The sequence below is a fragment of the Serratia sp. AXJ-M genome (assembly GCF_046531865.1).
Classification (GTDB): domain Bacteria; phylum Pseudomonadota; class Gammaproteobacteria; order Enterobacterales; family Enterobacteriaceae; genus Serratia; species Serratia liquefaciens.
The window spans coordinates 3,793,281-3,805,551 of record NZ_CP059394.1; the positions used below are offsets into that span (position 1 = coordinate 3,793,281).

14 protein-coding genes are annotated in these 12,271 nt (G+C 54.0%); 6 read left to right on the forward strand and 8 right to left on the reverse strand.

Going from position 1 to position 12,271, the window contains the following annotated elements; all coding sequences use genetic code 11:
- Positions 1-96: 96 nt before the first annotated feature.
- From H0S68_RS17760 to H0S68_RS17775, 4 genes are read right to left on the reverse strand one after another with little or no spacing between them, the layout of a single operon-like run.
- Positions 97-261 (reverse strand): hypothetical protein, encoded by a 165-nt coding sequence (locus tag H0S68_RS17760; RefSeq protein WP_162302858.1) that lies wholly within the window; start codon positions 259-261, stop codon positions 97-99.
- Positions 251-634, reverse strand: coding sequence for a DUF2570 family protein (locus H0S68_RS17765; RefSeq protein WP_115058349.1), 384 nt, complete (start codon positions 632-634; stop codon positions 251-253). Before H0S68_RS17765 ends, H0S68_RS17760 begins: the two co-directional genes overlap by 11 nt.
- Entirely contained in the window at positions 631-1,032 is a 402-nt protein-coding gene (locus H0S68_RS17770; RefSeq protein ID WP_410528883.1) for a M15 family metallopeptidase, read from the reverse strand. Before H0S68_RS17770 ends, H0S68_RS17765 begins: the two co-directional genes overlap by 4 nt.
- Positions 1,022-1,348: a phage holin, lambda family gene (locus H0S68_RS17775; protein ID WP_020828020.1), complete on the reverse strand. Its 327-nt coding sequence runs from the start codon at positions 1,346-1,348 to the stop codon at positions 1,022-1,024. The genes H0S68_RS17770 and H0S68_RS17775 overlap by 11 nt, the downstream gene beginning before the upstream one ends.
- Before the next feature lie 296 nt (positions 1,349-1,644).
- Between H0S68_RS17775 and H0S68_RS17780 the strand changes: the two genes are divergently transcribed.
- Positions 1,645-3,144: a glycosyl hydrolase family 18 protein gene (locus tag H0S68_RS17780; RefSeq protein ID WP_115058347.1), complete on the forward strand. Its 1,500-nt coding sequence runs from the start codon at positions 1,645-1,647 to the stop codon at positions 3,142-3,144.
- Between the two features lie 361 nt (positions 3,145-3,505).
- On the opposite strand, the gene H0S68_RS17785 is transcribed toward H0S68_RS17780, so the two are convergent.
- Positions 3,506-4,447: a LysR family transcriptional regulator gene (locus H0S68_RS17785; RefSeq protein WP_020828022.1), complete on the reverse strand. Its 942-nt coding sequence runs from the start codon at positions 4,445-4,447 to the stop codon at positions 3,506-3,508.
- A 405-nt stretch (positions 4,448-4,852) separates the two neighbouring features.
- Here H0S68_RS17785 and H0S68_RS17790 point away from each other — a divergent pair, with 405 nt between their 5' ends.
- From H0S68_RS17790 to H0S68_RS17810, 5 genes are all read left to right on the forward strand, one after another.
- Entirely contained in the window at positions 4,853-5,446 is a 594-nt protein-coding gene (locus H0S68_RS17790; protein WP_020828023.1) for a lytic polysaccharide monooxygenase, read from the forward strand.
- Positions 5,447-5,741: 295 nt separating this feature from the next.
- Positions 5,742-6,692: a transaldolase gene (gene tal, locus H0S68_RS17795; RefSeq protein ID WP_046372969.1), complete on the forward strand. Its 951-nt coding sequence runs from the start codon at positions 5,742-5,744 to the stop codon at positions 6,690-6,692.
- A gap of 17 nt (positions 6,693-6,709) precedes the next feature.
- A complete protein-coding gene (gene tkt, locus H0S68_RS17800; RefSeq protein ID WP_410528884.1) occupies positions 6,710-8,704 on the forward strand; it encodes a transketolase in 1,995 nt (664 codons plus the stop codon).
- A 624-nt stretch (positions 8,705-9,328) separates the two neighbouring features.
- Positions 9,329-9,877, forward strand: coding sequence for an urease accessory protein UreE (ureE, locus tag H0S68_RS17805; protein WP_128865037.1), 549 nt, complete (start codon positions 9,329-9,331; stop codon positions 9,875-9,877).
- A gap of 114 nt (positions 9,878-9,991) precedes the next feature.
- Positions 9,992-10,414, forward strand: coding sequence for a helix-turn-helix domain-containing protein (locus H0S68_RS17810; RefSeq protein ID WP_020828027.1), 423 nt, complete (start codon positions 9,992-9,994; stop codon positions 10,412-10,414).
- A 48-nt stretch (positions 10,415-10,462) separates the two neighbouring features.
- On the opposite strand, the gene nudK is transcribed toward H0S68_RS17810, so the two are convergent.
- The 3 genes from nudK to napB all read right to left on the reverse strand — a co-directional run bounded on the left by nudK (position 10,463) and on the right by napB (position 12,248).
- Positions 10,463-11,038 (reverse strand): GDP-mannose pyrophosphatase NudK, encoded by a 576-nt coding sequence (nudK, locus tag H0S68_RS17815; RefSeq protein ID WP_046372968.1) that lies wholly within the window; start codon positions 11,036-11,038, stop codon positions 10,463-10,465.
- 131 nt (positions 11,039-11,169) lie between these two features.
- Complete coding sequence (napC, locus tag H0S68_RS17820; protein ID WP_020828029.1) at positions 11,170-11,787, reverse strand: cytochrome c-type protein NapC; 618 nt, start codon at positions 11,785-11,787, stop codon at positions 11,170-11,172.
- Positions 11,788-11,798: 11 nt separating this feature from the next.
- Positions 11,799-12,248 (reverse strand): nitrate reductase cytochrome c-type subunit, encoded by a 450-nt coding sequence (gene napB, locus H0S68_RS17825; protein WP_410528885.1) that lies wholly within the window; start codon positions 12,246-12,248, stop codon positions 11,799-11,801.
- Between the last annotated feature and the right edge of the window lie 23 nt (positions 12,249-12,271).

The following is a 12,271-nucleotide window of genomic DNA, read 5'->3' on the forward strand; positions in this document are numbered from 1 at the left end:
CGTCACAAACTTTGAAGCGGGCCAAAACCTTGATCGAAATAGTTTTATAAAAGTAAAAAAAGAAGTACCACAGGACGAAGAAGAAAAACACTGCCATCAGTGCGCTGGCAGTTGGGCGCGCCAGGCATTCAGCGTGGCCACCCGGCCTGCGCAGATTTGTAACGAGGTTTGTAGCGCCAGGGTATAACTCAGCGCATCGCCCCAGGTATTGCCCAGCAGCTGCGGCTGCTCGCACGGAATAAACACCGTTTCAGGGGGCAACAGTACCACCGGCACTGCCGGCTGCGGCGGTTGGGCGCAGGAGCTCAATAACAGCGCCAGGCATAGGCTGCCCAGCGCAGGCGTCATTTTTAATCGCTTCAAGGTATTTCCTCTGATAAACATCGCTTTGCTGCCGCAACTGCTGCTCCTGTTGCTGCTGAGCCGCCATCAGCGCACGATTCTGTGCATCCTGAGTTTGCAGCGTGGCAATCAACCCCGCCTGCTGCGCCAGGGTCTTTTGCTGCTCTAACGCCTGCTGCCGCGCCAGCTCCAGCCGGTGCGACAACAGCGAGCTGTAGCCGCCAAGGCAGATGGCTACCAACAACAACAGCAGCAATCCGCCCTGCGCCAGCCTGCTCAGCCAACCACTCATGCCGGGTAATCCTTAAAGGAAAGCTGGAAGTGCGGCCCGTCCTTCAGCGTCTTCCATTCCCCGCCCCACTCAACGGCAACCGCACACTCTCGCGCGGCACGACGGACCGCCACCGCGATTTGCGCATAATAGTCCCACTCCCAGGACACCACGCCTGCCGGCATAGCCACCACGTCCACCGCGTGGCCGGTCAAATGGCGGCTTTTCAGCGTCTGGCTTTGCCCACCCCGCACCAGGTCACGCTGACGCGCCATGCTGCGGCGCCCTTCGGTGATGGAAAAAGGCACCAGCGAATAATGCAGCGCCAGCCGCATCACCCGCACCAGATCCGGATGCACGTCCATTAAATTGGTCTCGCTGCGTGCGGTAAAATGAATGTCTTCAATTTCATTTATCATCTTTAAACCCCGTTTTTTTGCCAATAAATCTTTTAATTAATGCGCTGATATAATCAGCCCCAAGAAAACCAATCAGCACGCTGGCAAGGTTCGCCCACTTTAATTCCAGCCCGGTCAGCGCCAAGGCGTCGCGCACCGTCCAGGCCAATAACGCGCACATGCCTGCATTTAATAAACGGCGCCGCATACCGACATTGCGATAAGCCCCGTGCAATAGCGCCATGAGCCCTGCCAAAATGGCATTCATCACCGGCTGAAGATATTCACATGCTCGCTGGATAATTAAGCCAACAGCGTCTGGCTCTAAGCTGGACATAGCTACACTCCTATTTTATTTTAATTAAACGCCAATCACGGCCGGTGGAATATCGGTACCATCAGAATCTAGTTAAGGATGCTATAACAAAGCAAATGAATAAATACAGCCTCTAAAGTCAAATTCATTCATGCTCACCCATGGCACAACACCGCCCTGCCAAATAACTTGGCAAGCCGATAAAAAATTCATCTTTATTGTGATTTATTTCGACTTCTCTTTATCCGATAAATAAACATTAATAGCGGCGGGAGATTCACTCTCAATGACAAAAACCTTAACTCTGGAGAAATACCATGTCAGAACGTAAAGCCGTTATTGGTTATTATTTCATTCCTACTAACCAAATTAATCACTATACCGAGTCCGATACTTCAATCGTACCTTTCCCGGTGTCCAATATTACACCGGCCAAGGCCAGGCAACTGACCCACATTAATTTCTCGTTCCTCGACATTAACAGCAATCTGGAGTGTGCCTGGGATCCGGAAACCAATGACGCCAAGGCGCGTGATGTGGTTAGCCGTTTGACTGCGCTGAAGGCGCATAACCCGAATCTGCGCATCATGTTCTCCATCGGCGGCTGGTATTACTCCAACGATCTGGGGGTGTCCCATGCCAACTATGTCAACGCGGTCAAAACCCCGGCGGCACGCACCAAATTTGCGCAATCCTGCGTCCGCATCATGAAAGACTATGGCTTTGACGGCGTAGACATTGACTGGGAATACCCGCAGAGCAGCGAGGTCGACGGTTTTGTCGCCGCGCTGCAGGAAATCCGCACCCTGCTCAATCAGCAAACCCAGGCCGACGGCCGTCAGGCGCTGCCTTACCAACTGACCATCGCCGGTGCAGGTGGCGCGTTCTTCCTGTCGCGCTACTACAGCAAGCTGCCGCAGATCGTCGCCTCACTCGATTACATCAACCTGATGACCTACGATCTGGCCGGTCCATGGGAAAAAATCACCAACCATCAGGCAGGCTTGTTTGGCGACAGCGCCGGGCCAACCTTCTATAACGCGCTGCGTGAAGCCAATCTCGGCTGGAGCTGGGAAGAGCTGACTCGCGCCTTCCCCAGCCCGTTCAGCCTGACGGTAGACGCCGCCGTACAGCAACATCTGATGCTGGAAGGCGTGCCGAGCAGCAAGATCGTCATGGGCGTGCCGTTCTACGGCCGGGCGTTCAAAGGCGTCAGCGCCACTAACGGCGGCCAGTACAGCAGCCACAGCACGCCGGGGGAAGATCCCTTCCCTGGCACCGATTACTGGTTGGTCGGCTGTGAAGAGTGCGTCCGCGACAAGGATCCCCGCATCGCCTCTTACCGCCAGCTGGAGCAAATGCTGTTGGGCAACTACGGCTATCAGCGCCTGTGGAACGATAAAACCAAAACGCCGTATCTGTACCACGCGGCCAATGGCCTGTTCGTCACCTATGACGATGCCGAAAGCTTCAAGTACAAGGCGAAGTACATCAAACAGCAGCAGTTGGGCGGCGTGATGTTCTGGCACCTGGGCCAGGACAACCGCAATGGCGATCTGTTGGCCTCACTCGACCGTTACTTCAACGCACCGGACTATGACGACAGCCAGTTGGATATGGGCACCGGCTTGCGCTATACCGGCGTTGGCCCAGGTAATCTGCCAATCATGAGCGCCCCGGCCTACGTTGCCGGTACCACCTATAACCAAGGAGCATTGGTGTCGTATCAGGGCTATGTCTGGCAGGCCAAGTGGGGCTATATCACTGCCGTGCCGGGTTCCGATACCGCCTGGCTGAAAGTGGGTCGAGTGGCGTAACGGTCAGCGACGACATAAAAAAACCCCGGGGCTGATGGCGACGGGGTTATAGGCTGCGTCCCACCATTGCACATGACGCCGTCGCAGACCCAAAAGCCCGTAATCAAGGCGGAGGGTGCTGGGCATAGCGGGCCTACGTTCAAGCCCGACAACGCAGAGTACGGGCTTTTGGGGCGCGACCCGAAGGGCTGGGGCCATTTGAACGCGCACCTGTGTTACGAGCCGCTTATTTGGCCTGCCAAACCTCACGACTCGCGCCTTGCTGCGCGTCCAAATGACCGCCAGCGGCGCCCACGTGCAATGGTGGGACGCAGCCTGCAAATTAAACGTTTAATTTTCGCATCCCTTCGTGGTCACTCCCTCAGTTGTTACACCAAGGATAACCCCCATCACGTATTACTTCCCGCCCCAGCAGACTGAAGACGTCGCTCTTGCGCGTCAGCCGCTCATGCCACCAGCTAAAACCGGCCCCTTTGCTGGCCGGATGCCAGGCCAGCCAAATCATTTCATCGCCTTTTTGCATATCGACCGGTACCGTCACCAACTCGCCGCTGGCCAGCTCTTTTTCTATCAGCGCCGGCGGCAAGAAGCCGTGCCCAATACCCCGCTTCAACAGCGCCAATTTGCTCTCGACGTCGCATACCATCAGTTGGCGCTGCAACGGCATGGCGCCGTGGTTACGCTTGGGCAGCTCGTGGCTGCTGTCGGCAATGCCCACCACGATATCGTTCAGCCGCTGGTTTTTATCCACCGGCTTTTTCTGCGCCGCAAAGGGATGAGAAGGAGAAACGCACAGCACAAAATTCAGCTTGCCGAGCATCAGCGTCTTGGCCTGCACGCTGTCCGGGATCTGGCCGATGGCAATAATCAAATCCGCCCGGTTGTTCTTCAACGCATCCCAGGTGCCATTCAGCGCTTCACGCTGCACGGATATGTTGGCGTTTGGGCTGTGCTGGATATAGTCGCGGATATCCTGGGTGAGCGTTTCCAGCGGAAAGAAATTATCAACCACGATGCGGATATTATTATCGAACTTTGGGATGTTTCTTACCCTACTCTCCAGATCCTGTACCGCATTTAAAATCCAGCCACCTTCCTGCAATAAGAATTCCCCTTCATCTGTCAGGGTGATCATCGGCCCATTACGATGAAAAAGTTTCACGCAGAGTTTACTTTCTATATTGGAAACCCGGTAAGATATTGCCGAAGGGGTTTTATGCAACGCCTCCGCCGCCATTGAGAAAGAGCCGGTACTTTTGATGGTGCTGATTATTTTAATCGCATCCAGGGATAATCTAGTCATACAAATTCCTCTTTGACATAAAATAAGAAAAAAATGACACTAAATTCCCAAGTGGTTGGCGCGTAAAAGTCGTTCAAGTCACACAAGAGTAAGCAAAACCACAAGCAATATACTCTATATTGCAGCACGTCATCTGAAAGACTATTCATCAACACTTTAAATAAAATTCATCATGACGCCGTTTTTTTAGACAGCAGTGTTTAAATAAATTCAATCAAGAAATAAAAGACAATCATCATAATAATTTTAGTTAATAGCCTATAAAACATTCCACCCTGACAGCTGAGTCTAAGGGTAAAAATAAAACAAGCCGCCAAGAATGATGTTTTTAATTTTTTAATAACCTCTCTTTTTGTCGGTGAAAATAAACCCAACTTACAATACAACTTCAGTCAGGAGTGACTTATGAACAATACTTCCCGTACCCTTATGTCCCTTGGCCTGCTGAGCGCCGCGTTGTTCGGCGTATCACAACAGGCCGCCGCCCACGGTTACGTCGAAACGCCGGCCAGCCGCTCCTATCAGTGCAAACTGCAGCTCAATACCCAATGCGGCAGTGTGCAATATGAACCACAGAGCGTTGAAGGCTTGAAAGGCTTCCCACAGGCGGGTCCGGCTGACGGGCATATCGCCAGCGCCGACAAATCCACCTTCTTCGAACTGGATCAGCAAACGCCAACCCGTTGGAACAAGATCAATCTGCACACCGGCGCCAACTCCTTCACCTGGAGACTGACCGCTCGCCACAGCACCACCAGCTGGCGTTATTTCATTACCAAGCCGAACTGGGATGCGTCACAGCCACTGACCCGTGCGTCCTTTGACCTGACGCCGTTCTGTCAACAGAACGACGGCGGTGCGATTCCAGCCGCGCAGGTCACCCACCAGTGCAACATACCTGCAGACCGCAGCGGTTCGCACGTCATCCTCGCCGTGTGGGATGTAGCAGATACGACCAATGCCTTCTATCAGGCGATTGACGTTAACTTGACCAAATAATAAGGAAGCGAAATACCACAGGGTTCAGCCGGGTGCTGAACCCTTTTTTATTGCGAGTGCGCTATGCCACATCTTTTTCCCCTCGGTCAGCCCATACTGACACCGCCTTCGCAGGTGAGGTAAGCGGCTGCAAAACCGCGCCCTACCTGGCTCGTTTCGGGATCCATTGTTCTTATCCATCGCAACAATCAGAAAAAGCGCATTTTAATCATCGGGCTTCTGATGCAGTGTGTTCAGCCTACGATGAAAAACGTTCTCATTTCCCTACATTGACGTTTGGTCAAGGAGCTTATTAATGAACCAATTAGACGCACTCAAGCAGCTCACCACGGTGGTAGCCGACAGCGGCGATATCGAATCCATCCGCCAGTTCGAACCGCAGGATGCCACCACTAACCCTTCATTGATTCTGAAAGCCGCTGCGCTGCCTCAATATAAGCCACTGATCATCGAAGCTCTGAACTATGCCCGCCAGCAAGGTGGCAATAAAGAAACCCAACTGATCAACGCCAGCGACAAACTGGCGGTGAACATCGGCGTCGAAATTCTCAAAAGCGTGCCGGGCCGCATTTCCACCGAAGTGGACGCACGCCTGTCCTTCGACCGCGGCATGTGCGTGGCCAAGGCGCGTAAGCTGATCGGCATGTATCAAGAACAGGGTATTGATAAGTCGCGTATTCTGATCAAGCTGGCCTCCACCTGGGAAGGCATCAAAGCCGCCGAAGAACTGGAAAAAGAAGGCATCAACACCAACCTGACGCTGCTGTTCTCTTTTGCCCAGGCCCGCGCCTGTGCCGAAGCCGGCGTGTTCCTGATTTCCCCGTTCGTGGGGCGTATCTATGACTGGTATCAGGCCAAACAGCCTGCTGCAGACTATGACGCCGAGCAGGATCCGGGCGTCAAATCGGTGCGCAACATTTATGAATACTACAAACAGCACCGCTATCAGACCGTGATTATGGGTGCCAGCTTCCGTAAGGTAGAGCAGATCCTGGCTTTGGCCGGTTGCGATCGTCTGACTATTGCGCCGAACCTGCTGGAGCAGCTCAAACAAAGCGAGCAACCGGTAGAACGCAAACTGACGCCATCCACCGAAGCCTTCCACCAACCTGCCCCGCTGGCCGAAGCCGAATTCCGCTGGCTGCATAATCAGGACGCCATGGCCGTTGAAAAACTGGCCGAAGGTATTCGTCTGTTCGCCGTTGACCAGCAAAAGCTGGAAGACATGCTGTCCGCTGAACTGTAATCACTCTGGAGTAAAACATGTCCTCTCGTAAAGAGCTTGCCAACGCCATCCGCGCACTCAGCATGGACGCCGTACAAAAAGCAAATTCCGGCCACCCGGGCGCACCTATGGGCATGGCGGACATCGCCGAAGTCCTGTGGCGTGACTACCTGAACCACAACCCGACCAACCCGCACTGGGCTGACCGTGACCGCTTCGTCCTCTCCAACGGCCATGGCTCCATGCTGATTTACAGCCTGCTGCACCTCACCGGCTACGACCTGCCGATGAGCGAGCTGGAAAACTTCCGCCAGCTGCACTCCAAAACCCCGGGCCACCCGGAATACGGCTACACCCCAGGCGTGGAAACCACCACCGGCCCACTGGGCCAGGGCATCGCCAACGCCGTCGGCTTCGCCATTGCCGAACGCACCCTGGCTGCGCAGTTCAACCGCCCGGGCCATGACGTGGTCGACCACCACACCTACGCCTTTATGGGCGACGGCTGCATGATGGAAGGCATCTCTCACGAAGTCTGTTCCCTGGCCGGTACTCTCAAGCTCGGCAAACTGACTGCGTTCTACGATGACAACGGCATCTCCATCGACGGTCACGTGGAAGGCTGGTTCACCGACAACACCGCCGAGCGCTTTGAAGCCTACGGCTGGCACGTGGTGCGTCACGTGGACGGTCACAACCCGGATGCCATCAAGGCCGCGATTGAAGAAGCCCGCAAGGTCACCGACAAGCCGTCCCTGCTGATGTGCAAAACCGTGATTGGTTTCGGCTCCCCGAACAAGGCCGGTACCCACGACGTGCACGGTGCTGCGCTGGGCGCCGCCGAAGTGGCCGCCACCCGCGAAGCCCTGGGCTGGAAATACGCCGCCTTCGAAATCCCGCAGGACATCTATGCCCAGTGGGACGCCAAAGAAGCCGGCAAGGCGAAAGAAGCGGCCTGGAACGACAAGTTCGCCGCCTACGCCAAGGCCTTCCCGGAACTGGCTGCCGAGTTCAAACGCCGCATGAACGGCGAACTGCCGGCCAACTGGAAAGCCGACGCCAAAGCCTTCGTCGAGCAGCTGCAGGCCAACCCGGCCAACATCGCCAGCCGCAAGGCCTCGCAGAACGCGCTGGAAGCCTTCGGCAAGGTGCTGCCTGAGTTCCTCGGCGGCTCCGCTGACCTGGCGCCAAGCAACCTGACCATGTGGTCCGGCTCGAAAGCGCTGAACGTTGACCCGGCAGGTAACTACATCCACTACGGCGTGCGCGAGTTCGGCATGACCGCCATCACCAACGGCATCGCGCTACACGGCGGCTTCCTGCCGTACTCCGCGACCTTCCTGATGTTCGTGGAATACGCCCGTAACGCGGTGCGCATGGCGGCGCTGATGAAAATCCGCAACGTGTTCGTTTATACCCACGACTCCATCGGTCTGGGCGAAGACGGCCCGACGCACCAGCCGGTTGAGCAGATTGCCAGCCTGCGCGTGACCCCGAACATGAGCACCTGGCGTCCGTGTGACCAGGTGGAATCGGCGATTGCCTGGCAGTACGGCATCGAGCGCAATGACGGCCCGACCACGCTGATTTTCTCGCGTCAGAACCTGACCCAGCAGCCGCGTACCGCGGAGCAGCTGGCCAACGTTTACCGCGGCGGCTACGTGCTGAAGGACTGTGCCGGTACGCCGGACGTCATCCTGATTGCCACCGGTTCGGAAGTGGGCATCACCGTGGAAGCGGCAGACAAGCTGAGCGCGGCGGGCACCAAGGTGCGCGTGGTCTCGATGCCGTCTACCGACGCCTTCGACAAGCAGGACGCGGCTTACCGTGAATCCGTGCTGCCGGCGGCGGTCACTGCCCGCGTGGCGGTGGAAGCGGGTATCGCGGACTACTGGTACAAGTACGTGGGCCTGAACGGCGCTATCGTGGGCATGACCACCTTTGGTGAGTCGGCACCGGCAGAGCAGCTGTTCAAAGAGTTCGGCTTCACCGTGGATAACCTGGTGGCCAAGGCGCAGGCACTGCTGAAATAAGGCATCTCGCGTCGCGTTACCCCAGGCCCGGCATCTTGCCGGGCTTTTTCGTTCTGGTGGAGACTCTTTTTAAAACTCCTATTAACTTCCACTCGATTGAGTTAACCACAAGCAGGTAGTTTATAACTTTACTTTATTTAAAATGACGTCAAAACCCGCACCAGACATAATGAAAATAAAATAACCCCCGCGATAGTTTTATTAAGAAATCAGTTTTCGAGATGTTTATTGATTTTTAGTGCCATTATTTTTATTGCAAAATGGCATATTAATAAGCACCTCATATAACTAATGAAACAGCGCCCCTTGGAACATGCTGTGCACATTTAAACAACAAAAACAAAACAACCAATAAAATCAATTGATTACAAACAATCTCGACAAAACACAATAGCTAACAACTATTGATATTTATTTTTTGATCGATACTACCGATAGATTTAACCGATCAAAAGATAAAAATTAATAGATTGAACGATACGAACATAGCGTGTAATTTTCATTCCTATTTTAAAAACCCAAAAGGATAAAATAAAAAAACAAGAGAAAAGTGTTTCCTTCCGCATTTAGAATCAACGGAGACAATGATATAGGGATATTTAAAACTGACATGAGGGAGACACCATGATTATTATCAGTGAAACACTTGGAAACATAAATCGGCACAAAGAGTGGCAAGACAAGATCCGCGGAACCTCACCAGACTATCTCATTCTGGATTCCGCGCAGTTGGAAAAAGAATGTCATCAACAATCCACCCATGATGGGCTGAGGCTGGCCGTGTTTATGCCACCCAACAGCACGCTGGCGGATGGCGACATTTTAATCTGGGATGAGGAGACGAAAAACGCCGTTATCGTGAAGGTTATCTCGCATGACATTATGGTGATTAACCTGCAGCGCCTGCTCTGCGTCAATGCAGACGCCATTATTCACTATACGTTCAAACTGGGTTTGATTTTGGGGCAGCATAAGCTGCACGCCATGATAAAGAACAACCTGGTTTACGTCCCGATCACCATCGCGACCAGCACGTTGGACGCCCTGTTCAAAGAGAACGATTTTCACTCCCTGTCCTATTGGTATGTCAACGGCGCCGATATTTCGTCCTTGTTAACCCCCAATGAAATCGATCTGCTGTTCGACGGTATCTTTCCCTCTAGCCATGCGTGACATCAGGAACCTATCCCGCCCGCTGTCAGCATTCTTTTTATAAATCAGAGGCCATTCACCCAAGCAACAGAGTATGAACACCCCAAAAAGCCGATGCGATAAAAGGAGTTTTCCATGGCAATTAATATGCAGATTTTTATTAATGACATGATTAAATGGATAGAAAACAATTTGGGTGCAGAGCTGGATATTGAAACCATTGCCAAGAAATCCGGCTACAGCAGATTCCATATTCAGCGGCTTTTCAAATTGCATGCCGGACTGACCATTGCCCAATATATCAGAATGCGACGAGTCACCGAGGCGGCTATCGCCCTGAGGTTCACCGACAGAAAAATCATGGATATCGCACTAGACTATGGCTTTGACTCTCAGCAGGTTTTTACCCGAATATTCAAAAAACAGCTAAAGACCACGCCAGGCGAGCTGAGGAGAAGCAAGCAATTGAACAATAAGCGGCTCTGCCATTCCTTATACATGCCGACGATGCCACAAAAAATACCGACGGGCCCACCTAACGCCCACAAGCATAGTTAGCGAACGTGGGGTCATCTCGCCGTTCACCGGCGAGATGACCAGCAGGTCTCAGCCCATGATCCGATGAATTTGCAGGTACTGCAGCAGCATGATGGTTTTGCCGTCTTTAATACGGCCGTCGGCAATCATCGCCACCGCTTCGGTAAAGGGCATTTCTACTACCTCAATATCTTCGTCTTCGATACCGCCGCCGGCCGCATTGCGCTCGTCGTCATGGTACTCGGCAATAAAGAAATGGACGATTTCGGTTACGCCGCCTGGCGACATATAGGCTTCGAAAATCTTCTGCACGTCACCGACCTGAAAACCGGTTTCTTCTACCGCTTCGCGACGGGCGCATTGCTCTGGAGAATCGGCATCCAACAAGCCGGCACAGGCCTCTAACAGCATGCCGCTGTCGTTGCCATTCACATAGGTCGGCATGCGGAACTGATTGGTCAGCACCACGGTCCCTTTGGCACGGTTGTACAACAAAATGGTGGCGCCATTGCCACGATCGTAGACTTCGCGCATCTGCTGAACGGAGCCGCCATCCTTACGCTTGAGATCAAAAGTATATTTGTGCAGCACATACCAGTTATCCGAAAGCAGCTCTTTCTTCACATTCTCAATTTTCGCCGACATGAACCCTTCTTCTTTTCCGTTAGCTGAAACGCAAAAATGATACCGCGATTAAGCGCCGAAGGGGCAATGGATTTGCAACAAAAAAGCCCCGCGGCTCATGGAGCGCTACGGGGCATTTGACCGCAAAAGATTTAGAACCCGTTAGGAACGTCGCGCATGTCCGGCAGCTTGTGCGCAATCCCCTTGTGGCAATCGATGCAGGTCTTGCCTTCCGTTACCGCCTTGTCGTGCATCTTCGCCGCCACGGTTTTCTGTGCGGTGAAGTCCATATACTCGAAGTTGTGGCAGTTACGGCACTCCTGAGAATCGTTGGCCTTCATTCGCGCCCATTCGTTGCTCGCCATCGCCAACCGATGCTGGTCAAACTTCTGCGGCGTGTCGATCAGGCCGAACGCCTTGGCGTACAACTCCTTGCTGGCCTTTATCTTGCGCAGCATTTTCGGCGCCCATTCATGAGGCACATGGCAATCCGGGCAGGTCGCACGCACGCCGCTGCGGTTGTTGTAATGAACCGTGCCCATGTACTCCTCGTAGACGTTTTCACGCATTTCATGGCAGCCGATACAGAACTGCTCGGTATTCGCCGCCTCCATGCCGGTATTGAAGCCGCCCCAGAAGATGATCCCGGCGCCAAAGCCCAGCAGCAACAGCGTGCCCAACGCCAGGCGGCTTGGCCTGCGCCACCAGCGCCATAAACGTAACAGCAGGCCGGGCTTTTTCTCAGTCGTGGTGTGTTTGCGTTCGCTCATAGCTCCCCCGCTTAGCGCCCAAAGCCCGGCATGGGCTGGAAATCATTGCCGACAATCGGCGCCGCGTCGGTTTGCGGTACGTGGCACTGCAGGCAGAAGTAGCGACGTGGCGCGACATCGCTCAGCACCTTGCCGTCCCGGTCCATAAAGTGCGTCGGACTGATGCGCGGTGCGCCGGTGGTGCGGTAGTGCTCCACCCCGTGGCACTGCAGGCAACGGTTGGTGTTCTTGCTGATCTGGTAACCGTCAACGCTGTGCGGGATCATCGGCGGCTGATTGACATAGTTCAGCGCCATCCGTTCCTGTTGTTTCGGCATCGAAATCGGCCCGCCGACCGAGGCGGACACTTCCGGAGACTTGCTGAGATCAACATCACCCGCGGCAAACGCCAGGCCGGTGAACGCCAGCGACAATAAGGTCACCCACAGGGCAAGCGTCTTTTTCATAACAGGGCTTTTCATTTTTATTTGGCTCCCGGGTAATA